Raw genomic sequence first — 21,982 nt, forward strand, 5'->3', positions numbered from 1 at the left:
GCAGCCCCCTCAGCGCAGCTGGCTCTCGGCGAACTCCCAGTTGATCAGCTGCCAGAACCCCTCCAGATAGCGCGCGCGCTCGTTCTGGTAGTCGGTGTAGTACGCGTGTTCCCACACATCGCAGCACAGCAGCGGGGTGCTGTCGCCGGTCAGCGGCGTACCCGCGTTGCGGGTGGCCTGGATGCCGAGCTGGCCGCCGGGGTGCTGCACCAGCCAGACCCAGCCCGAACCGAACACGCCCAGCGCAGCGCGGTTGAATTCCTCGCGCAGGCGCTGGGCGTCGCCGAACTGGCGCTTGACCAGCTCGCCCAGCCGGCCCTGCGGCTCGCCGCCGCCGCGCGGCCGCAGGCACTGCCAGTAGAAACCGTGGTTCCAGGCCTGGGCGGCCGCGTCGAACAGCGTGCCCTGGGCCTGGCGGACGATGTCTTCCAGCGGCGCCTCCTCCCATTCGGTGCCGGCGATGGCGGCATTCACCGCGTCCACATAGGCGCGATGGTGGCGGCCGTGGTGCAGTTCCACGGTCTGCGCGGACAGGTGCGGCTGCAGGGAGCCGGGAAGGTAGGGCAGGGCAGGCAATTCGACGGGCATGGACAGGTTCGTGGCCAAGGGACGGCGGCAGCCGGTTCCATCGGCTTACAATGGCGGCTACCGTGGGCAGTCTAGCCGACCACTGCGGTCGGTTTGTCCGGCGAAGCAAGGAGTGAGGTGTGGCGGTAATGCAGCAAATCCAGGCCGAGGTGGATCGTTACCCGCTCGTGCTGTTCATGAAGGGCACCCCGCAATACCCGATGTGCGGCTTTTCCAGCCGCGCCGTGCAGGCGTTGATGGCGGCCGGTGCCGTCGCCCTGCGTACGGTCAATGTGCTGGAAGAACCGGAGATCCGCGCCAACCTGCCGCGCTTCTCCAACCTGCCGACCTTCCCGCAGCTGTTCATCCACGGCGAGCTGATCGGCGGCTGCGACATCGTCATGGAACTGTTCGAGGCCGGCGAACTCAAGCGCATCGTTGAAGAGGCCACCCAGGGATGAGTGCCTGGCCATCGACGTCGGCGACCGATGCGGCGCGCGATGGCCGTCCCCTGCAGGACCGCGTGGTGCTCATCGCCGGTGCCGGTGGCGGGCTGGGCAGTGCCGCAGCGGTTGCGGCCGCCCAAGCCGGGGCCACGGTGGTCCTGATGGGGCGCAAGCCGCGGCGGCTGGACCGGGTCTATGCCCAGGTGCAGGCCGTCGGCCCCGAGCCCCTGCTGTACCCGCTGGACCTGGAAGGCGCCGGTCCCGATGACTACGCCGAACTGGCCCAGGCCCTGCAGCGCGAGCTGGGGCGGCTGGATGGGCTGCTGGTGTGCGCCGCGCACTTTCCGGGGCTGACCCCCTTCGAGCTGGCCGACCCGGCCAGTTTCGCCCGCGCCGTGCACGTCACCCTGACCGCGCCGGCCTGGCTGGCCCAGGCCTGCCTTCCGCTGTTGAAGCGGCAGGACGATGCAGCGATGGTATTCGCCGTCGATGCGCCGGAACGGGTGGGGCAGGCCTATTGGGGCGGCTATGGCGTGGCCCAGCATGGGCTGCGCGGCCTGATTGCCAGCCTGCACGACGAGCTTGGCCGCAGCCCGGTCCGGGTCAGTGGCCTGTATCCGGGCCCATTGCGCACCGCGCTTCGCGCCCGAGCCTATTCAGTTGACCAGGATCCGACCGCCCAGGGCCCGGAAACCGCCGCCGCTGCGGCCGTTGCGCTGCTTTCGCCTGCCGGGGTGGCATGGCGAGGGCAGGTACTTGACGCCAGTCACATTACTGTCGCCAGTTAGCTGGACGATAAGACGGAATGAAGGTTCCGTCACGATCGCGTTGCGATCCCGTGCCGTTTGTCGCACAACCGTCACATTGAAGGCGTAGCGTGTTAATCTAGTGTTAACCGTTGCGGCAGCTGCTGTTCACGGTAGGGAACCCCAGATAAATGTCCAGTCAGCCGCCCGCAAGGCTGCTTGGATGCGCTTTTTTTTCCGCCATCGCCAACTCGCATCGAGGCTACCGAAAAATGACCCACCCACTCCGGATGTCCAAGCTTACCCTTGGTCTCGTGGCTGCACTTGCCGCCGCCCCCGCCTTCGCCCAGAGCACCTCTGCCGGTGTCGGCGGCCAGGTGATCTCCCGCGCCGGCCAGCCCGTCGCCGGTGCTGAAGTCACCATCACCCACACCGAGTCGGGCACCGTTTCGCGTGCCACCACCGATGCGGCCGGTCGCTACAACGCCCGCGGCCTGCGCGTGGGTGGTCCGTACTCGATCACCATCACCAAGCCGGGTGAAGGCACCAAGACCGAAGATGGCGTCTACCTGGGCGTGAACCAGACCGGCACCATCAACGCCACCCTGACCGGTGACCTGGCCGCCGCCACCAACCTGGACACCGTGCAGGTCACCGCCGTCGGCGGTGGTTCGGAAGTGTTCAGCGCCACCAAGATGGGCTCGGGCACCAACCTCAGCCAGCAGCAGATCGAAGTTGCGCCGTCCATCGGCGGCAACATCCAGGATCTGATGCGCCTTGACCCGCGCGTGACCTTCATCGACCGCGCCTCGGGCTCGATCTCGGCCGGTGGCCAGAACCCGCGCTTCAACTCGATCAACATCGACGGCGTCTCGGCCAGCGACACCTTCGGCCTGGAAGGCAACAACATGCCGACCCGCCGCCAGCCGGTCGCGATGGAAGCCATCGAAGCGCTGGACATCAACCTGTCCAACTACGACGTCAGCATCGCTGCCGCCGCCGGTGCCACCGTCAACGCGGTGACCAAGTCCGGTACCAACGAATTCCACGGTTCGGTGTACGGCACCTACCGTGACGGCGACTGGTTCGGTGACAACCCGGAAGGCCAGCCGTTCAAGGGCTTCACCAAGGAAAAGACCTACGGCATGACCCTGGGTGGTCCGCTGGTCAAGGACAAGCTGTTCTTCTTCGCCAACTACGAGAAGTTCGAGCAGGCCGCTCCGGGTGCCGACATCTCCGGCACCGCGCTGGGCAAGGCCAATGCCAACTTCACCATGGCTGACGTTACCCGTGCGCAGCAGATTGCCAAGGACGTCTACGGCTTCGATGCCGGCGGCACCGAAAGCAACGGCGACACGAGCCTGGAAGAGTACGCGCTGAAGCTGGACTGGAACATCAGCGAGAACCACCGCGCCAACATCCGTTACAGCAAGCTCGAGCAGGACAAGCTGCGCATCAACGGCATGAACTCGACCTCGACCGCGTCGTTGAGCTCGTACTGGTACCAGCACGCCAAGACCAACGAGAGCTACGTCGCCCAGCTGTTCAGTGACTGGAGTGACAACTTCTCCACCGAGCTGAAGGCTTCGTACCGCGAGTACTCGGCCATCCGTGAAGTGTCGACCAACGCGCCGAGCATCCGCATCTATTTCCCGCGCAACGCGACCACCCCGCAGGGTGATTCGCTGTACCTGGGTACCGAAGCCAACTCGCAGGACAACATCCTGCAGACCAAGGCGTGGAACTACTACGCCGCGGCTACCTGGACCCTGGGCGACCACGACGTTAAGTTCGGTGCCTCGTACGACACCAACGACATCTACAACTACTTCGGCGCCAACACCTGGGGCACCTACACCTTCTACGGCCTGGACAACTTCCAGAACGGCATCTGGCAGACCTACGTCTACAACAAGGAAAACCAGCCGGGCTCGATCGCTGCTGACTACAAGTTCAGCAACCTGGCCCTGTTCGTGCAGGATACCTGGTACGTCAACAGCAACCTGACCCTGACCATGGGCGTGCGTGCCGACCGTCCGGACACCAGCCCGGCGCCGGCCTTCAACCAGAGTGCGCTCAACGCGTTCGGTTATGACAACAGCAAGGTCTTCGGTGGTGATTTCCTGATCCAGCCGCGCCTGGGCTTCAACTACACCTTCGACAGCGATCGTCCGACCCAGCTGCGCGGCGGCGTGGGCCTGTTCCAGGGTGATGCCCCGCAGGTGTGGCTGAGCAACAGCTACTCCACCACCGGCTTCAACTACACCGGCTACAACATCACCCGTTACAACGGCATGCCGTTCAGCCCGGACAAGGACAACCAGCCGGTTCCGACCACGCCGGGCCAGGCTCGCCAGAGCGTCAGCTTCGTCGGCAAGGATTTCAAGCTGCCGTCGATCTACAAGGCCAACATCGCCCTGGATCACGAACTGCCGTGGTACGGCATCGTGGCATCGGCTGAGCTGCTGGTCACCAAGGTGAAGGACGGTCTGTACTACCAGCACCTGAACCTCGGTACGGGCCGCCAGGTCGGCGCTGATGGTCGCGTCAACTACTACAACCCGTCGGCAAACAACCGTCTGTGGACCACCGGCGACGTGCGCTTCGGCGCCAACGGTGCCTTCGACTCGGTCTACCTGATCGACAACACCCATAAGGGCCAGACCTCGCAGGCGACCTTCTCGCTGGCCAAGCCGTTCTCGGCTGACAGCGACTGGTCCTGGAACCTGGGCTACACCTACACCGATGCAAAGGAAGTGGGTTCGCTGACCAGCTCCACCGCCGGTTCGGGCTGGGGCTACCAGTACGCCTTTGACGCCAATGCTGACCAGCTGAACACCTCGCGTTATCAGATCCGTGACCGCCTGTCGGGTTCGTTGAACTGGAAGCACAAGTTCTTTGGCGATTACGAAACCAAGGTCGGCCTGGTGTACGAAGGCCGTAGCGGTCGTCCGTTCAGCTACATCTACGCGAACGACGCCAATGGCGACGGCCGCTCGGGCAACGACCTGTTCTACGTGCCGCAGCGTGGCGAAGTGTTGTTTGGCGCGCTGGGCCAGAACGGAGGCTTCACGCCGGATGCCGCGATGGAGAAGAGCTTCTACGATTGGCTGGCTGCCAACCCGCAGCTGGAGAAGTACCAAGGCAGCGTGGCTCCGGCCAACGGTTTCCGCACCGGCTGGATCAACACCTTCGACATCCGTATCAGCCAGCAGCTGCCGGGCTTCATGAAGGGCCACAAGTCGGAAGTGTGGGTCGACATCCAGAACGTCGGCAACATGCTGAACAAGAAGTGGGGCAACATCTACGACTATGGCTTCTACGCCAACAGCCGTGTTGCAACCCTGCAGGGCATCTACGACGGCAAGTACGTGTACAACTTCACTGGTGCTGACAAGACCAGCGTCGCCAACCAGGATGCCGACGGCTTCGACGCCGGTGTCTCGCAGTGGTCGCTGCAGGTCGGCTTCCGCTACCAGTTCTGATGAACTGACGTAGTTGCTGCACACGGAAACGGCCGGGGAAACCCGGCCGTTTTCCGTTCAGGCGAAAGTCCTTGCAGGTGTGCGGGCGGCGGCGTAGCATCGCCCCTCGTGCGCGGCGCAATGGCCGCCTGGCGGTCCCGGAATGGCGAACGCGGGCAGCACACATCCAACGGTCGGGTTTCCCGGCCGTTTTGCTTTTTAAGGGGGCGGCAGTACAGTCGGAAACCTTGAAGGAAGCGAAAAGTTGGATATGACGACGAACGAAAAGGCAGCCCGCGCGCTGCCGGTGCAGGATGCGCGGATCTACCCGCGCGGTGGGCTGGATGTGCTGTCGCGGGCCGAGGTAGCACGCCTGCGCGATGCCTCCGGTGGCGGCATGCACGAGCTGCTGCGCCGCTGCGCGCTGGCGGTGCTGACCAGTGGCAGTGCTTCGGACGATCCGCGCGCGGCGCGTGATCTCTACCCCGATTTCGACATCCAGGTGGCGCAGCAGGATCGCGGCGTGCGCATCGACCTGGTCAATGCCCCGGCAATGGCCTTCGTCGATGGCGAGATCATCCGCGGCGTGGCCGAGCTGCTGTTCGCGGTGGTCCGCGACCTGGCCTACATGGCCATCGAGATGGGCCCGGCCTATGCGGCCGAACTTGAGTCGTCGGAGGGCATCACCAACGCGGTGTTCGGCCTGCTGCGCAACGCGCGCATCCTCAACCCGGGCGACCCGAACCTGGTGGTCTGCTGGGGCGGCCACTCGATCGGCCGCGATGAGTACCTGTACACCAAGCAGGTCGGTTACGAGCTGGGCCTGCGCGGCCTGGACATCTGCACCGGCTGCGGCCCGGGTGCGATGAAGGGGCCGATGAAGGGCGCCACCATCGCCCACGCCAAGCAGCGCAAGACCGTGACGCGCTACATCGGCCTGACCGAGCCGGGCATCATCGCGGCCGAGTCGCCGAACCCGATCGTCAACCACCTGGTCATCATGCCGGACATCGAGAAGCGCCTTGAGGCCTTCGTCCGCATCGGCCACGGCATCATCGTGTTCGCCGGTGGCGTCGGCACGGCCGAGGAAATCCTGTACCTGCTCGGCATCCTGCTGCGCGAGGAAAACAAGGACCTGCCGTTCCCGCTGATCCTGACCGGCCCGACCGTGGCCGCGCCGTACTTCGAGCAGATCGACCGCTTCATCCGCCTGACCCTGGGCGACGCGGCCGCCGAGCGCTACGAGATCATCATCGGCGACCCGGTGGCAGTGGCCCGCAAGATGGCCAGCGGCATCAAGCAGGTGCGCGAGCACCGCCTGGCGCAGAAGGATTCGTTCTTCTTCAACTGGTCCATCGAGATTCCGTGGGAGTACCAGCAGCCGTTCGTGCCGACCCACGAGGCGATGGCCGCGCTGGACCTTCACCACGGCCGCGCGCCGCATGCGCTGGCCGCTGACCTGCGGCGGGCGTTCTCCGGCATCGTGGCCGGCAACGTGAAGGAAGATGGCATGCGCCGCATCGAGCAGTTCGGGCCGTTCCAGATCCATGGCGACGCCGACATGATGCAGGCCCTGGACGCGCTGCTGCGCGCGTTCGTCGACCAGCGCCGGATGAAGATCTCCGGTGAATACCAGCCCTGCTACCAGGTGCTGGCCTGACCGGCCGGGGTCGGAGTCCTGCGGGATCCGACCCCGGCCCCGGGTCGGATCCCCGAAGCGGCTCCGACCCCTTCCGGGAGCTGCCGGAAGGGTAGGGCGTGTCAACGCTTTGACGCCCGTCCCCCCGTTCTGACCGTTCATCCTGCCGCCGCTTGCCGGCGGCAACCGGGTGCGCCATCGTGGGCTCCAACACGCTGGGGAGCGTTCCATGTCACTGCGCCGGTCCAAGGGCTTCACACTGCTCGAGCTGATGATCACGGTGGCCGTGCTGGCGATCATGACCGCCATCGCCTATCCCAGCTTCCAGAGCACCATCCGCTCCAACCGCATGGCCACCACGGCCAACGAGTTGATGGCGGCCCTGTCGCTGGCCCGGTCCGAAGCGATCCGCGGCACCCATGGTGGCGCGGTCTGTGCGTCCAAGGCGGGCACCGCCTGCGATGGCGCCAGCTGGGCCGATGGCTGGATGGTCTGGAACGACAGCAACGGCAATGGCAGCTACGACAAGGATGAGCCCGTGCTGCGCTACGCCGAAGCGCGTTCGCAGATGAAGGGTGTTTCCGACGACGCGCTCAGCATCGCCTTCGATGCGCGCGGCCGCAGCCGGGCTGCCGCGGTCACCAACATCACCCTGCGCCCGGCCGACTGCGGCGGGCAGCCGTTGCAGCGGCGGATGATCGTCTCGCTCACCGGCCAGGTCCGGCTGCAGAAGGAAGCATGCAAGTGAAGCCTCGTCCTCCCCGCCGGCTGTCCCTGGCCCCCCGCGCCCAGCAGGGTTTCACCCTGATCGAGGTGCTGATCGCGATCCTCGTGCTGGGCTTTGGCCTGCTTGGCTTCGCCCTGCTGCAGACGATGAACGTGCGCTACGTGCAGAGCGCGAACTTCCGCACCCAGGCGACCAACCTGAGCTACGAGCTGCTGGACCAGATCCGCGCCAACCGCGTTGGTGCGGCCTTCTACCTCGGCGACTACACGGCGACGACCACCAAGTGTTCGCCGCCCACCGGCAGCGCCATCGACAAGGCGGCGTTCATGACCGACTGGCGTTGCCGCCTCGGCAAGGCGATGGGCGAGGGGGCAACGGCCAAGGTCACCCGCAACGGCACCCTGTACACCGTGCAGGTCACCTGGGGTGATGAACGCTGGAAGGCCGACGCCGCAGATACCACCTTCAGCGCGAGTACCCGACTGTGAAAAACGTCCATCGCCCTCGGAGTGCCACCCGCGGCCTTTCGCTGATCGAACTGATGATCTCGATGGTGATTGGCCTGATCATCATGCTCGCCGTAGTGCAGGTGTTTGCCGCCTCGCGCGAAGCCTACCGGCTTTCCGAAGGCCTGGCGCGGGTGCAGGAAAACAGCCGCTTTGCGATGGATACCCTGCAGCGCGAGATCCGCATGGCCGGGCACTTCGGCTGCGTCAACGATCAGGCGCAGACCTCGGCAACACGCGTTTCGCTGCGCTCCACGCTCGATGGCGCCACCAATCCGGTGCTGGACTTCAACCGCTCGATCCAGGGCTACGAGGCCACCGACACCGGGCCCGGCAAGACACTGGCCATCAAGGCCACCCCGGATACCGGCGGCACGGCTTACAGCCCGGCGCTGCCTGACGCCATCGCCAATGCGCTGAGCAACCGCGTCGACGGCAGCGACATCATCGCGCTGCGCTATCTGATGCCCGATGGTGTGCCGGTGACCTCCATCGGCGGCGATGCCAGCAAGCCGGTGTTCAATTTCGATGCCTCGCGCCTGTCGGTGCTGCGCAGTGGCGTGGCCAATCCCGGGCTGTATGGCGTCGCTGACTGCTCTTCGGCCACGGTGTTCCAGGCCAGCGCCGTGAATGCCACCAGCGCCAGCGTCACCTTCAACACGGTCAAGCTCAACGGCTCGCGCACCTTCGTGGAAGGCTACACGGTGGGCCAGGCCAATCTGTACCGGGCCGAGAGTGCCGTGTACTACGTGGGCTATGACGCCGACACCAGGCAGCGCTCGCTGTACCGGGTCCGTTTCAGTGCAACCCCGGGCGGCGACCTGGCCGCCGGTGCGCCGGAACCGCTGGTGGAGGGCGTGGACAACCTGCAGCTGCTGTACGGCCAGGATCGCAATCTGGACACCCCGGCACCGTCGGGCTACATCGACCGCCAGGGCACCGCCAAGACAGTGCAGGAATCGCTGCCGGCCGATGTCCAGCTGGCCTGGCGCCGGGTCGGCGCCGTGCAGATCGGCCTGCTGATGTCCAGCCCGGACCCGGCCTCCGCGCGCCAGTCCGATGGCGCGGCCGCGCTGATCGGCATGGGCGTCACCTATACCCCCCCGACTGACGGGCGCATGCGTGCGGTCTACCAGACCAGCGTGGCGCTGCGAAACCGCCTTTACGGCAATTGAGGCCATGATGCGTACCTCACGATCCCTGCCGGCTTTCCCGCAACGTCAGCGTGGCGCCGTGCTTTATGTCGCGCTGATCATGCTGATCCTGCTCGCGCTCATCGGCATCGCCGGCATGCAGGTCACCAGCATGCAGGAACGCATGGCCTCCAATTACCTGCGTACCAACCTGGCGTTCCAGAATGCCGAGTCGAGCGCGCGCGCCACCGAGGCCGCCATCGAGACCGCCCTGGAGGGCAGTACCAACGTCTACCGGGCGAACCAGGAAGAGTGCAGCCCCACCTACGATCCGCTGACCTGGGCCAACGCCGTCACCAAGACCGGTGACCAGTACACCCGCCGCCTGGACAAGTGCTTCGCCGCCTCCAGCCGCCGCATCGGTGAAAAGGCCAACGAGGAAACCGGAAACATCTACCAGGTCACGGCCCTGGCCAGCGACCAGGCCACCGACGCAACCGCCAGCGCTGTCATCGATACGGTCTTCATCCCATGAACAACGACCAACGCTTTCTTCGTCTTCGCCCCTCCACCTGGCTGCGTGCCGGTGCCGGGCTGGCCGTGCTCGCCGGGCTGGCCGCGCTGATCATCCCGCTGCATGCCGCGCTCGGCGACTACGACATCGCCCAGGAGCCGCTGTACACCAAGCAGAGCCAGCCGCCGCTGATGATGATGGTGATGTCGCGCGACGAGCAGCTGTTCAACAAGGCGTACAGCGATTACAGCGATCTGAACGAAGATGGCATCCTCGATACCACCTACCTCGACACGTTCGAGTACGGTGGCTATTTCGATTCCAATCTCTGTTACTCGGCGACGGCCGGCAACTCGGACACGAATGTGTTCAAGGCATCCGCCGCTGCCGGTGGTACCAACAAGCACAGCTGTAGCGGCGCCTGGTCGGGCAACTTCCTGAACTGGGTGACCATGAGCCGCCTGGACGTCATGCGCAGCGTGCTCTATGGCGGCCAGCGCTCCACCGATACCGCCGACAAGACGGTCATCGAGCGCGCGCAGATTCCCAGCGACTTGCATGCCTGGGTGAAGGTCTACAGCGGTAGCGACATCGGCAGCTTCACCCCGCTGAGTGGAACGCAGTCGTTCTGTAACTCCACGGTCACCTCCGGCGGTCGCCCGTTGATGCGCGTTGCCTCGGGCAACTGGTCGGAGTGGGCGTCGACCGCCTCCTACCAGTGCGGCGTCAACCGCAGCGGTGATGGCAGTGCCGACACGCCGAAGTCCGTATCTGACTATGTCGTTCGCGCCGAAGTCTGCGCGTCCACCAATGCTGCGCTGCGCGAGGGCTATTGCCGCAAGTACAACGACGGCACCACCGATCGCTACAAGCCCGCTGGCGTGCTGCAGACCTACGGTGAAAGTGGCCGCCTGCGCTTCGGCCTGATCAGCGGCACCTATTCCAGCCCGCGCGATGGTGGCGTGCTGCGCCGGAACATCGGCAAAATCGCCGGCAATGGCACCACGTTCTGTGCTGCCGGCGACGAAATCAACCTGTCCAACGGCCGTTTCTGCAATACCCAGGCCAGCGGTACCGAAGGCATCATCAACACGATCTCCAACTTCCGCATCGATCAGTGGAACTGGAGCAGCAACTGGAACGACTGCAACAACTACGGCATCCTCAATCGCGCCGGCCCTGACAAGAACCGCATCCTGGACAATCCGGGCAACGGCTCGCAGAAGTGCAGTGCATGGGGCAATCCGCTGGCGGAGATGTATGCCGAAGCTCTGCGATATGTCGCTGCTTCCAACAAGACGAGCAGTTACAACAACGGTACCGACCTCAGTGGCCTGCCGACCGGTCTGACCTGGAAGGACCCGTATGCACTGCCGGCCGATGGTGGCAACTCCTACTGCGCCACTTGCAACATCCTGGTGCTCTCTTCGGGCCTGCCCTCCTTCGATGGTGACAACATCGGTACACTGCCGCAGCAGATCGATGCGGCGGCGCAGACCAACGCCATTGGTACCGCCGATGGCATTTCCGGCAAGTCGTGGATGGTGGGGCGTGATACGGCGACGGCTACCGATGCCAACAACACCCACGAGGATATCTGCCAGGGTCGCACCCTGAACAACCTGAGCACCGCTCGCGGCATCTGCCCGGACATTCCGAGCATGGAGGGCAGTTACCTGATGGCCGGCATGGCCAAGGGGGCGGCGGCGACCGACCTTCGTCCGGGCGTACAGGGCAAGCCCTCCGGCTACAAGGTGACGGCCACTACCTACACCGTCGCCCTGGCGGAAACCCTGCCGCAGTTCGAAATTGCGGTGGGCAACAGCAAGATCGGCCTGGCGCCGCTGTGCCAGGCCAACAACACCGGCACCGCCACGGCCGCCAGCAGTGGCTGGCGCAGCTGCTTCCTGGGTTCAGTCGGTATCGGCATCAAGGAAGCCAACAATTCCGGTGGCAATCTGGTCTATGGCCGCACCTACCGCTCGGATGCGAAGGCGGGCAGTTTCTCCCTGGTCTGGGAAGATTCCCTGTGGGGCAACGACCATGACAACGACGTCGTGGCGATGCTGAGCTACTGCGTGGGTTCCACCTGCACGGAAAACACTGGTTTCAACAACATCTGCTGGCGCGCGGACACCACAAAGAGTGTCAGCGCCGCCAACAACGCCGCGATCTGCAACAGCAGTGGCGGCCTTGTCAGCACCCCGGGCGAGGACGAAGTCCTGATCCGCATCGAGAACCTGTCGGCATACGCCGGCAACGCGATGCTGACCGGCTACACGATCACTGGTTCCAATGCTTCTACCGCCGTCCAGCGGCTTGCCCTGCGCCCCGGTGGCTCCGACAACTCGGTGTTGAGCAATACCAACAACTTCCCCAGCAACTGGCAGAAGCCGGTCGTCATCAAGTACAAGGCTTCGACGACCGCCGCCGGCCAGCTGCAGAGCCCGCTCTGGTATGCGGCCAAATACGGCGTTCCCGCCGGTGGCAAGGCATGGGACAGCAAGGTCAAGGGCGTGCCGGACAACTACTTCCTGGCCCGTAACCCGACCAAGCTGAAGCAGGCCCTGGAAGAGATCTTCGACAGTGCCGCGCAGGGTGATGCGCCGGTCGGCGGCGATGGCTCGGGCGCTCGCATCAGCACCAATTCATTCACTGTCTCGTCGCACTTCCGCGTGCCCTCCGGCAGCAATGACTGGACGGGCGACGTCATTGCAACGCGGGTCAGCAGCAACGGCACCGACGGTACGGAGCTGTGGAAGGCTTCGAGCAAGATCAGCTCGTCAACGCGCCGCATTTTCATGGCAACCGCGCCGACCTCGACCGACTCGGCCAAGGATACGGTCACGGCGGCTGCAGTCGCCGAGTTCACCTCCACCAACATTCCCGGTGCTAACGACAATGCGAAGGCGGCGACGCTCGGACTTGTCACGCGACCGGCATGGTACTCGGGCAAGAGCCCAAGCGACCTTGTCAGCTATCTGAAGGGCGGCGCGGTGAGCGGCTTCCGTTCGCGCACCTCTCCGCTGGGCGACATCGTCAACTCAACCACCCAGGTTGTGTCCAACCGCGACGACTACGGGTATACGTCGTGGGGCAGCAGTGCAACGACCTGGAAGAAGACGCTTGGTGCCTCGTACGCCTCCTTCCTGACCGCCAAACTGGCAACCGGTGGCCCGCCGACCATGGTCTATGTGGGCGCCAATGACGGCATGCTGCATGGCTTCAATGCATCAGATACCACCTCCGGTGGCAATGAGGAGCTGGCCTTCATTCCTTCAACGGCGTTGCAGCACATCGCTGAACTGGCGAACCCTGCTTACGGCCACCGCTACTACGTTGACGGCCCGCTGACCTCCTCGGACGTGTATGACGGTACCAAGTGGCGCACCGTGCTGGTGGGTACCACCGGCGGCGGTGGCTCGTCGGTCGCCCCCAGTGGCGGCAAAGCCAGCAACGGCTCGGTGTTCGGCCTGGATATCGGCAGCCCGACCAGCTTCGGTGCCAGCAACGTGCTGTGGGAAGTCTCGGGCAAGACCGAGTCCGACCTCGGCTTCGTGCTGGGCAAGCCGGTGGTCGTGCCGGTGACCGGTACCACGGCCGGCGGCCAGCCGCGCTTCGTGGCGCTGTTCGGTAACGGCGTCAATTCCACCAGCAGCAAGCCCGTGCTGTTCGTGGTGGATATCACCAGCGGCAAAGTGCTGCGCCGCATCGCGCCTACCGGTGCTGCCTATGCCGTGCGCAACGGCCTGATCAACCTGGCCCCGGTGGCGTTGAAGAACAGCGATGGCGTCACCGACACCGTGTACGGCGGCGACATGCAGGGCAACCTGTGGAAGTTCGATCTGTCCGACACCAACATCAACAACTGGAAGGTCGCCCTGGATGGCGTACCGTTGTTCACCGCCGTGCGTGACAACAAGCCCCAGCCGATCATGAGCGGCATCGAGGTGACCAGTGGACCGGCCGGCGGCGTCAGCCTGTACTTCGGTACCGGCCAGTACTTCGCTGCCGACGACAATGCGGTCAGCAGCACTTCGCCGGTGCAGAGCCTGTACGGCATCTGGGACAACCTGAAGACGGCCGTCAGTGGTCGCAGCGTGCTGCAGGGGCAGACCGTGTCCACGACATCGGCCAATGCCGGCTACTCCGGACGCGCGGTCACCCGCACCGAGTTCGTGTATGGCGATGTCCGTGGCTGGTACGTCGATCTGCTGGTGGGCAATACGCTTGATGGCGAGCGCTTCGTCGGCAACCCCAACATCCAGAACGGCACAGTGTTCTTCACCACCTATGTGCCGGGTACCGCCATCTGCGGCAGCGGCGGCGGTGTGAACTGGCTGTATGGCCTGAACCTGTTGACCGGCGGCGGCGCCATGAGCGGGTTGACCACCAGCATCAACGGTACCTCGGTGTGCACGGGCAACTGCGGCGCGGTGGCCCTGAACAAGGGCGGTGCGCCCGCCCAGGGGCCGCCGGTGAAGGACACCAGCATCTTCGTGCCCAAGCTGACGCCATGCGACCCGACCAAGGCCACCTGCACGGTACAGCAGCTGCTGGACGCTGAAGCGTGTACCTTCGTGCTGCGTGCCCCGGGCGCCGACGCCATGTACATGCCACGCCCCTGTGGTCGCCAGTCGTGGCGGCAGATCCGCTGATGAGGTTGCCAGAGAGCATCGTTATGAAGATCAACTCCTCCCCGCGCGCAGTGCGAGGCTTCACCCTGATCGAGCTGATGATCACGGTGGCGGTGGTGGCGATTCTCGCCGCCATCGCAGTGCCGTCCTACAGCGAGTACGTACTGCGTTCGCGCCGTGCGCAGGCCAAGGCCGACCTGGTGGAGATCGCCCAGCAGCTGGAGCGTTTCCATACCGTGCAGAACACCTATGCTGGCATGACGCTGCCCTTCGAGAAGTCACCACGGGATGGCACCTCGCGCTATACGATCTCGCTCAAGGAGGCTGCTACCGCCTCTGCTTTCACCCTGCAGGCGGTGCCGGGCACCGGCCAGGACAAGGACAAGTGCGGCACCCTTACCCTGGACCAGGCGGGGCGCAAGACCCCGGATGCCAGCAAGGTTGCCGGGTGCTGGTAGGGCGTTCTTGAACAGGGTGTTGCATCGCCTGCGTTGACCGTCTAGAATGCGCCTCCCCGCCCGAATAGCTCAGCCGGTTAGAGCACTTGACTGTTAATCAGGGGGTCGTTGGTTCGAGTCCAACTTCGGGCGCCAGATTCGAAAAAGCCGCGAGAAATCGCGGCTTTTTTCGTTGTTGGCCAAGCATTGCCTCAGCAGTCGGCCACCCCGCGCATGCGCTCGCTGCGTACCCGGCCACTCACGTTGATGACCACGCGGCTGTGCTCACGCCCATCCACGCACAGCACCAGCGACTGGTTGGTGCCCGCATTGCGCCCATCCGGCAGGAACTGCACATGCGGGCGATGCTGGCTGGATTGAATCCGGATACCGTTCGCGGGCCTGTCGTGGGTCTGCACCACCTTGCCCGGTGGCGCTGAAGCCCAGGAGGCATCCTCGGTGCGCACCAGCCAGCCCTGGCTCCAGTGCTGGCTGCAGTTCATGCCGTCAGCCGAGCCGCACACCGTTACCCGCCTGCGCTGGGTCAGCGCCGTGCTGCGTGCCATTGCCAGGCTGCCGCTCAGTTCGGCGCGCAGGGTATCGACGCGCAGCCGTGTCACAAGCCGCTGCCACGGTCCCCAGGCCAGCGTGAGCAGGACGGCCAGCACCATCAGTACCAGCAGCAGTTCGATCAGCTGGAAGCCGGGTGCCGGGCAGGGCGGGGGATGGTGGGGCGGAGGAGTATCCATGGCTTCAGCCTGAACGTCGACTGGCCGCGTCCGCCATCAGTGCAGGGGCTGGCGCGGGGCAGGACGTTTCCTCAACCGGCCGTCACCAAACCGGCCGCTATAATCATCATTCCCGGGACCTGGCAATACCATGAGCGACAGTTTTCAACTCGTCTCGCCGTATTCACCGGCGGGCGACCAGCCCAACGCGATCGCGAAGCTGACCGATAATTTCGAAGCGGGCATTGCCAAGCAGACGCTGCTGGGCGTAACCGGTTCGGGCAAGACCTACACCATCGCCAACGTCATCCAGAACGTGCAGAAGCCGACGCTGATCATGGCGCCGAACAAGACGCTGGCTGCGCAGCTGTATGGTGAATTCAAGGCGTTCTTCCCGCACAACGCGGTCGAGTACTTCGTCAGCTACTACGACTACTACCAGCCCGAAGCCTACGTGCCGTCCTCGGACACCTTCATCGAGAAGGACAGTTCGATCAACGAGCACATCGAGCAGATGCGGCTGGCGGCGACCAAGACGCTGCTGTCGCGCCCGGATGCGATCGTGGTGGCCACCGTGTCGGCCATCTACGGCCTGGGCGCGCCGGAAGACTACCTGTCGCTGCGCCTGATCCTGTCCAAGGGCGAGCGCATCGAGCAGCGCGACCTGATCAACCATCTGACCCAGCTGCAGTACACGCGCAACGAGTACGAGCTGCAGCGCGGTACGTTCCGCGTGCGCGGTGAAGTGATCGACGTGTTCCCGGCCGAATCGGACAGCGAGGCGCTGCGCATCGAACTGTTCGATGGCGAGGTCGAGAAGATCACGATGTTCGATCCGCTCACCGGCGAGACGATCCGCAACATGCAGCGCTTCACCGTGTACCCGAAGACCCACTACGCCACCACCCGCGAGCGCGTGCTGGCCGCAGTGGAGACCATCAAGGTGGAGCTGAAGGAGCGCCTGGAGCAGCTGTACGCGGAAAACAAGCTGGTCGAAGCGCAGCGCCTGGCCCAGCGCACCCAGTTCGACATCGAGATGATGGCCGAGGTCGGTTTCTGCAACGGCATCGAGAACTACTCACGGCACCTGACCGGCAAGAGCGCCGGTGAACCGCCGCCGACCCTGTTCGATTACCTGCCGCCGGATGCGCTGCTGGTCATCGACGAATCGCACGTGACCATTCCGCAGATCGGTGCGATGTTCAAGGGCGATCGCTCGCGCAAGGAAACCCTGGTCGAGTTCGGCTTCCGTCTGCCGTCGGCGCTGGACAACCGGCCGCTGCGTTTCGAGGAGTGGGAAGCGCGCTGCCCGCGGGCGATCTACGTGTCGGCCACGCCGGGCCCGTACGAGTATCGCGAGGCGGGTGATGAAATCACCGAGCTGGTGGTGCGCCCGACCGGCCTGATCGATCCGGTGGTGGAAATCCGCCCGGTCGGCACCCAGGTCGACGACCTGATGAGCGAGGCCAACGAACGCATCAAGGCCGGTGACCGCGTGCTGGTCACCACGCTGACCAAGCGGATGGCCGAGAACCTGACCGAGTACCTGACCGAACATGGCATCCGCGTGCGCTACCTGCACTCGGACGTGGACACGGTGGAGCGGGTGGAGATCATCCGCGACCTGCGCCTGGGCAAGTTTGATGTGCTGGTGGGCATCAACCTGCTGCGCGAAGGCCTGGACATGCCGGAGGTCTCGCTGGTGGCGATCCTGGATGCGGACAAGGAGGGTTTCCTGCGCTCCACCGGATCGCTGATCCAGACCATCGGCCGCGCTGCCCGCAACGTGCGCGGCAAGGCCATCCTGTATGCGGACAAGATCACCCGCTCGATGCAGGCCGCGATTGACGAGACCGACCGCCGCCGCGCCAAGCAGGTCGAGTACAACGAGGAACACGGCATCGTGCCGCGCTCGGTGGCGCGCCCGATCGTGGACGTGCTGGAAGGCGCGCGCTCCGATGCTGCCGAGAAGGAATCGCGAAAGGGCAAAGGCAAGGGCAGGGCGGTGGCCGAAGAGGCGGCCGATTACCGGTCGATGTCGCCGGCCCAGCTGGCCGCCCGGCTCAAGGCGCTGGAACAGCAGATGTACCAGCACGCCAAGGACCTGGAGTTCGAGGATGCCGCCCGCGTGCGCGACCAGATCCGGCAGCTGAAGGAGGCCAGCCTCGGCTGAACACGGCAGCGCAGCCATCTTCACAAAAGTGTTGCGCTTACCTGCCGGCATCCGTAATATACGCGGCCTGCACCGACGCAATCGCGGAAATGCAGAGGCAAAACGGGCGGTTAGCTCAGCGGTAGAGCACTACCTTGACATGGTAGGGGTCACAGGTTCGAACCCTGTACCGCCCACCACGACGTTCCTTCTGAAGGGGCGCTCGTGACCTGAAAAGCCCGGCCCTGGCGCCGGGTTTTTACGTAACAAAGCCAGCTTTCGGGCGGCACGAACAAGATGGGCGGTTAGCTCAGCGGTAGAGCACTACCTTGACATGGTAGGGGTCACAGGTTCGAACCCTGTACCGCCCACCACCTGGCTCCCGGCATTGCCGGTGCAGCGGTGGAAACAGGAAAGCCGGCCCGATGGGTCGGCTTTTTTGTTGCCTGGCTTCCGGCGCTCAGAACTGGATCATGCGGCACATCCGCACCGGGCCCATGGCATCCTTTCGACAGGGCACCATGCTGTCACCAGACGTGCCGGCGAGGAAGAATCGCGGCTGGCGATCAGTGCGCGGCCGATGCGCCGATGTTGAAGCGGTGACGCAGCTGCCAGCGGCCATCGACCAGGTGCACGACGCCCAGCACATGTGAGCGCCCGCCCTCGCCGCGCTCCCAGCGCAGCATGCTGTCCTGGCGCAGGTGCAGCTGCAGGCAGAGGTCCTCGTGGCTGGCCGGGGCAAGCCCGGAGGGGAGCGCATGGCCTGCATCCACGCCGCCGCTGCCGACGCTGGACAGGACCGCGTGCAACAGCAGCAGGGCAAGCATCGGCATGGCGCGGTGCTCCGGAGAAGGGAGCCCAGCGTGTCATCGGCCCCGGCCAACCGGAACCGCCATGCGACGAAGCGGGGAATTGCGCGTGCCAAGGGCAGGCAGCAGGGATGAATCCGGGCGCTGGCGGGCTGATCCACGCGCGTCCGCGCTGGCAGACGGACGCCTGCCGACCACATCCGGGCGGTCAGACGGCGGTGTACACCTGGCGCAGATTGCGCAGCGTCGTCTGCCGATGCGCCGTGGCACAGGGCTCGTCCATCTCCAGTTCCTGCAGCCGCAGGCCGACCAGGGTCATCGACAAGGCATAGCCGCGGGCGGCATCGGCAACGCGCGACAGGCCCAGTGCGCGGCGCACCAGCGCGTCGATGTGAGCCTGGTCCGGCATCAGGCCAAGATAGGCCTGCTCGGCACTGTCCAGATCGGGCGCGCGCAGGATGGCCTGCGCATCGGTGGGGAAGGAGACGGAGGCCATGGGGGTGTCCTTGTCCGTTGCGGGGCGCGCGATCAGAACGCGCGCATCAGGGAAATGAAGGCAGAGTTCTGCGCGCCGCGGCGGGCCATCGGGCTGTCCTTGACCGCATCGCCAAACCACTGGCTGGCGACCACGCCGGTGGCCCGCCACTTCGTGCCCAGTGGTGTGCTGACCGCGATCTGCAGGCCTGGCGAGGTGGCGCTGCCCGGCGAATAGGCGGCCAGGCCCGAGCGCACGGCCTCCTCGTCGCTGATGCCGTAGTAGTAGTCGAGCAGGCGTGCACTGCTGTGCACCACACCCACGCGCGGCACCCAGGTGAAGCGCCCGGCCTGGATCGGATAGCTGTAATACAGGCTGGATTCGAGGCCGCCACCGTGGCCGCTGACCTCACGCTTGATGCTGGCCGACAGGGCACCCCAGTCGGCGCTGTATTCGGCGCTGACGCCGGCCATGGCTGACATCTGCCGGCTGTGCAGGCGGCGCAGCTGCGGATCGTTCACGTCATCGGTCTTGAAGCGCAGCGTGTACGGCGTGACCACGGCCGAAACGCGCAGGCCTTCCTGCTTGTACAGGTGCATGCCCAGCGAGCCGGGGCTGGCGAAAAAGCGCTTGCCCTGCCATGCCAGGGCCGGCACCACCAGCGGCTTGTCGTCGTAGTGCGCGTACGCGCCGGTAGTGGCGCCGACGGTGATGCCGGCCTGCACGCCCGGTGCCTGTTCCTGGGCCCTGGCCAGCAACGGCGTGGAGAGAACGACGGTGCACAGCAGGGGGCGCAGCAGGGCAGAGGGCAACGGGAGCATCGAGGGCGCTTTTCAGGAAACCGCGTTGCATCGTGAAGGTGCAACATTGTCGGAACATTGCGCCCTGGCAATGTCCGCGCGAAGGCCTCATCGGTGCCCCGCAGGCACTATCATCGGCAGCGTTTCCGGTAGCCGAGCCCACGATGCGCATCCTCCTGGTGGAAGACGATCCCGATCTCTCGCGGGCCCTGCAGTCCGGGCTGGAGCGTCAGGGCGTGGTTGCCGATGTGGTCGGCAGCCTGGCCGAAGCCGCGCTGGCACTGCGCGAACCGGTGCACCAGCTGCTGCTGCTCGACCGCCAGCTGCCCGATGGCGATGGCGCCGGTTTCGTTGCCACCGCGCGTGCGCTGCGGCCGAACATCGCGGTGATCATGCTGACCGCCAAGGGCACGTTGTCGGACAAGGTGGAGGGACTCGATGTCGGCGCCGACGACTACCTGGTCAAGCCGGTGGCGATCGAAGAACTGATGGCGCGCATTCGCGCGGTGTCGCGACGGCCGTCGGCGATGGTCACTCCGAGCCTGCGGCTGGGCAACTTCGAGTTTGATTTCGAATCGCTGCAGGCGCAGGTCGACGGCCAGCCGCTGGCGCTCCCGCGCCGGCAGGTGCTGGTGCTGCAGGCGCTGGCGATGCGGCAGGGACGCACCGTCACCCGCAGCGCACTGGAGGCGGCGGTGTATGGCTTTGACGATGAGATCCAGTCCAATGCACTGGATGCGCACATCTCCAAGCTGCGCAAGGCGTTGCAGCAGGCGGGTGCGAGCGTGGAGATCCACGTCATCCGCGGCGTCGGCTACCTGTTGGCGGAGGCCTGACATGGCGCGGCAGATCCGTTCGATCACCCTCGGCCTGGCTTGGCGCCTGTTCCTGGCACAGGCCTTCACCGTGTTGTTCGCCGTGGTAGCACTGATCCTCACCTGGGGCGACAAAGAGTCCTGGGGCATGGACATGTTCACGGCCGAGGACATTGCCAGGGCCGTGCACGGCCAGGGCGCGCACCTGGTGCTGGATGAACCGCGCTGGCAGGCATTGAACACCCGTGAGGGCGGCAACCTGTGGTTCGTGGCCGTCGATGACCGCGGCATCTGGCTGGAACGTGGCAGGGTGCCGGCCATCCATGCGCCGCTGCTGGCGCGCCTGCCGGCGCTTGGGGCCACCGAAGTGGGCTCGCTGGTGCCACCGTACCTGGATGTGGCACGGGTGATGGTGCGCAATGAAGATGGCCGCCGCATCACGGTGATGGCCGGTGGCGCGCCCAAGGGTGGGCTGGTGGATGGTGCGCTGATGGTGCTGCGCCTGATCGGCTTCTGGTTCTTCCTGCCGCTGATCGTAGTCACCCTGCTGGTCATGCCCACCGTCATCCACCGTGCCATGCGTGGCGTGCGCAGGCTGGCCCAGCAGGCCCGGGCGCTGGATATCGGCCAGCCGGGCGCGCGCCTGGACGAGCAGCTGGTCTCCACCGAAGTCGCACCGCTGGTGGGTGCGTTCAACGATGCCATCGACAAGGTGCAGCAGGGTTACGCGGCACGCGACAAGTTCCTGGCCGATGCCGCACATGAGCTGCGCGTGCCGATCGCGGTAGTGCAGGCCCGGCTGTCGCAGCTGCCGCAGGGCGAGCTGAAATCGCAGCTGCTGACTGACATCGCGCGGCTGGGCAACGTGGCCGAGCACCTGCTCGACCTGCAGCGCCTGGACCGCAACATCAGCACATTGCAGCAGGTCGATCTTGCCCATGTGGTGCGCGAATCGGCTGCGGAGCTGGCTCCGCTGGTGGTGGGGGCCGGCTACGGCTTCGAAGTGGATGCGCCGGACGCACCGGTGTGGATCCAGGGCGATGGCCTGGCGCTGGGGCGGGTGATGGCCAATCTGGTGCACAACGCCATCGTCCATGGCGGTGGCCGCGGCACCATCTGCGTGCGCCTGGATGCGCAGGGCCTGCTGGAAATCAGCGACCAGGGCGCGGGCGTGCCGGTGGGCGATCGCGAGGCCATCTTCGAGCCTTTCCATCGCCTGCGTGCCGCTGGCAGTGGCAGCGGCCTGGGGCTGCACCTGGTGAAGGAAATCGTGCAGCACCACGGCGGCAGCGTCAGCGTGGCCGAAGCGCTGGGCGGTGGCGCCAGCTTCCGGATCAATTTCCAGCGCGGTACGCCTCGCCGCTGAGAGCGCCCACAGCCCTGTGCG

The 21,982-nt window shown here is 65.4% G+C and carries 18 protein-coding genes and 3 tRNA genes; 16 read left to right on the forward strand and 5 right to left on the reverse strand.

The window, feature by feature from the left end:
* Nucleotides 1–9 precede the first annotated feature (9 nt).
* Nucleotides 10–588: a superoxide dismutase gene (locus VER16_RS12415; RefSeq protein ID WP_324808575.1), complete on the reverse strand. Its 579-nt coding sequence runs from the start codon at nucleotides 586–588 to the stop codon at nucleotides 10–12.
* 119 nt (nucleotides 589–707) lie between these two features.
* Between VER16_RS12415 and grxD the strand changes: the two genes are divergently transcribed.
* The 11 genes from grxD (at nucleotide 708) to VER16_RS12470 (ending at nucleotide 14,972) form a co-directional block, all read left to right on the forward strand.
* The gene (gene grxD / locus VER16_RS12420) at nucleotides 708–1,028 is read left to right on the forward strand and encodes a Grx4 family monothiol glutaredoxin (protein ID WP_324808577.1); all 321 of its coding nucleotides are present in this window, start codon (nucleotides 708–710) and stop codon (nucleotides 1,026–1,028) included.
* The gene (locus VER16_RS12425; RefSeq protein WP_324808579.1) at nucleotides 1,025–1,801 is read left to right on the forward strand and encodes an SDR family NAD(P)-dependent oxidoreductase; all 777 of its coding nucleotides are present in this window, start codon (nucleotides 1,025–1,027) and stop codon (nucleotides 1,799–1,801) included. The genes grxD and VER16_RS12425 overlap by 4 nt, the downstream gene beginning before the upstream one ends.
* Nucleotides 1,802–2,031: 230 nt before the next feature.
* Nucleotides 2,032–5,244, forward strand: a complete 3,213-nt coding sequence (locus tag VER16_RS12430) for a TonB-dependent receptor (RefSeq protein WP_324808581.1) — start codon at nucleotides 2,032–2,034, stop codon at nucleotides 5,242–5,244.
* A gap of 250 nt (nucleotides 5,245–5,494) precedes the next feature.
* Nucleotides 5,495–6,883 (forward strand): nucleotide 5'-monophosphate nucleosidase PpnN, encoded by a 1,389-nt coding sequence (ppnN, locus tag VER16_RS12435; RefSeq protein WP_324808583.1) that lies wholly within the window; start codon nucleotides 5,495–5,497, stop codon nucleotides 6,881–6,883.
* Between the two features lie 208 nt (nucleotides 6,884–7,091).
* Entirely contained in the window at nucleotides 7,092–7,610 is a 519-nt protein-coding gene (locus tag VER16_RS12440) for a Tfp pilus assembly protein FimT/FimU (RefSeq protein ID WP_324808585.1), read from the forward strand.
* Entirely contained in the window at nucleotides 7,601–8,077 is a 477-nt protein-coding gene (gene pilV / locus VER16_RS12445; RefSeq protein WP_324808587.1) for a type IV pilus modification protein PilV, read from the forward strand. Before VER16_RS12440 ends, pilV begins: the two co-directional genes overlap by 10 nt.
* Entirely contained in the window at nucleotides 8,074–9,270 is a 1,197-nt protein-coding gene (locus VER16_RS12450; RefSeq protein WP_324808589.1) for a PilW family protein, read from the forward strand. The genes pilV and VER16_RS12450 overlap by 4 nt, the downstream gene beginning before the upstream one ends.
* 4 nt (nucleotides 9,271–9,274) lie before the next feature.
* A complete protein-coding gene (locus VER16_RS12455) occupies nucleotides 9,275–9,763 on the forward strand; it encodes a pilus assembly PilX family protein (RefSeq protein ID WP_414716048.1) in 489 nt (162 codons plus the stop codon).
* On the forward strand, nucleotides 9,760–14,400 hold the full coding sequence (locus VER16_RS12460) for a pilus assembly protein (RefSeq protein ID WP_324808593.1): 4,641 nt from the start codon (nucleotides 9,760–9,762) through the stop codon (nucleotides 14,398–14,400). The genes VER16_RS12455 and VER16_RS12460 overlap by 4 nt, the downstream gene beginning before the upstream one ends.
* A 23-nt stretch (nucleotides 14,401–14,423) precedes the next feature.
* Nucleotides 14,424–14,837: a type IV pilin protein gene (locus VER16_RS12465; RefSeq protein WP_324808595.1), complete on the forward strand. Its 414-nt coding sequence runs from the start codon at nucleotides 14,424–14,426 to the stop codon at nucleotides 14,835–14,837.
* A gap of 58 nt (nucleotides 14,838–14,895) precedes the next feature.
* Nucleotides 14,896–14,972 (forward strand) — tRNA-Asn (locus VER16_RS12470).
* A 56-nt stretch (nucleotides 14,973–15,028) separates the two neighbouring features.
* Here the strand turns inward: VER16_RS12470 and VER16_RS12475 are convergent.
* On the reverse strand, nucleotides 15,029–15,565 hold the full coding sequence (locus VER16_RS12475; protein WP_324808597.1) for a GspH/FimT family protein: 537 nt from the start codon (nucleotides 15,563–15,565) through the stop codon (nucleotides 15,029–15,031).
* 130 nt (nucleotides 15,566–15,695) lie between these two features.
* On the opposite strand from VER16_RS12475, the gene uvrB reads away from it, so the two are divergent.
* The 3 genes from uvrB (at nucleotide 15,696) to VER16_RS12490 (ending at nucleotide 18,070) form a co-directional block, all read left to right on the forward strand.
* A complete protein-coding gene (gene uvrB / locus VER16_RS12480) occupies nucleotides 15,696–17,717 on the forward strand; it encodes an excinuclease ABC subunit UvrB (RefSeq protein WP_324808599.1) in 2,022 nt (673 codons plus the stop codon).
* Between the two features lie 104 nt (nucleotides 17,718–17,821).
* Nucleotides 17,822–17,896 (forward strand) — tRNA-Val (locus tag VER16_RS12485).
* A 99-nt stretch (nucleotides 17,897–17,995) separates the two neighbouring features.
* Nucleotides 17,996–18,070, forward strand: a tRNA-Val gene (locus tag VER16_RS12490).
* Nucleotides 18,071–18,262: 192 nt separating this feature from the next.
* On the opposite strand, the gene VER16_RS12495 is transcribed toward VER16_RS12490, so the two are convergent.
* The 3 genes from VER16_RS12495 to VER16_RS12505 form a co-directional block, all read right to left on the reverse strand.
* Entirely contained in the window at nucleotides 18,263–18,529 is a 267-nt protein-coding gene (locus VER16_RS12495) for a hypothetical protein (RefSeq protein WP_324808601.1), read from the reverse strand.
* Between the two features lie 184 nt (nucleotides 18,530–18,713).
* Complete coding sequence (locus VER16_RS12500) at nucleotides 18,714–19,001, reverse strand: hypothetical protein (RefSeq protein WP_324808603.1); 288 nt, start codon at nucleotides 18,999–19,001, stop codon at nucleotides 18,714–18,716.
* Nucleotides 19,002–19,033: 32 nt separating this feature from the next.
* Nucleotides 19,034–19,801, reverse strand: a complete 768-nt coding sequence (locus VER16_RS12505) for a MipA/OmpV family protein (RefSeq protein WP_324808605.1) — start codon at nucleotides 19,799–19,801, stop codon at nucleotides 19,034–19,036.
* A 143-nt stretch (nucleotides 19,802–19,944) separates the two neighbouring features.
* On the opposite strand from VER16_RS12505, the gene VER16_RS12510 reads away from it, so the two are divergent.
* The gene (locus tag VER16_RS12510) at nucleotides 19,945–20,616 is read left to right on the forward strand and encodes a response regulator transcription factor (protein ID WP_324808607.1); all 672 of its coding nucleotides are present in this window, start codon (nucleotides 19,945–19,947) and stop codon (nucleotides 20,614–20,616) included.
* 1 nt (nucleotide 20,617) lies between these two features.
* Complete coding sequence (locus tag VER16_RS12515) at nucleotides 20,618–21,961, forward strand: HAMP domain-containing sensor histidine kinase (RefSeq protein ID WP_324808609.1); 1,344 nt, start codon at nucleotides 20,618–20,620, stop codon at nucleotides 21,959–21,961.
* Nucleotides 21,962–21,982: the final 21 nt, after the last annotated feature.

This window comes from Stenotrophomonas sp., assembly GCF_035634915.1.
Classification (GTDB): domain Bacteria; phylum Pseudomonadota; class Gammaproteobacteria; order Xanthomonadales; family Xanthomonadaceae; genus Stenotrophomonas.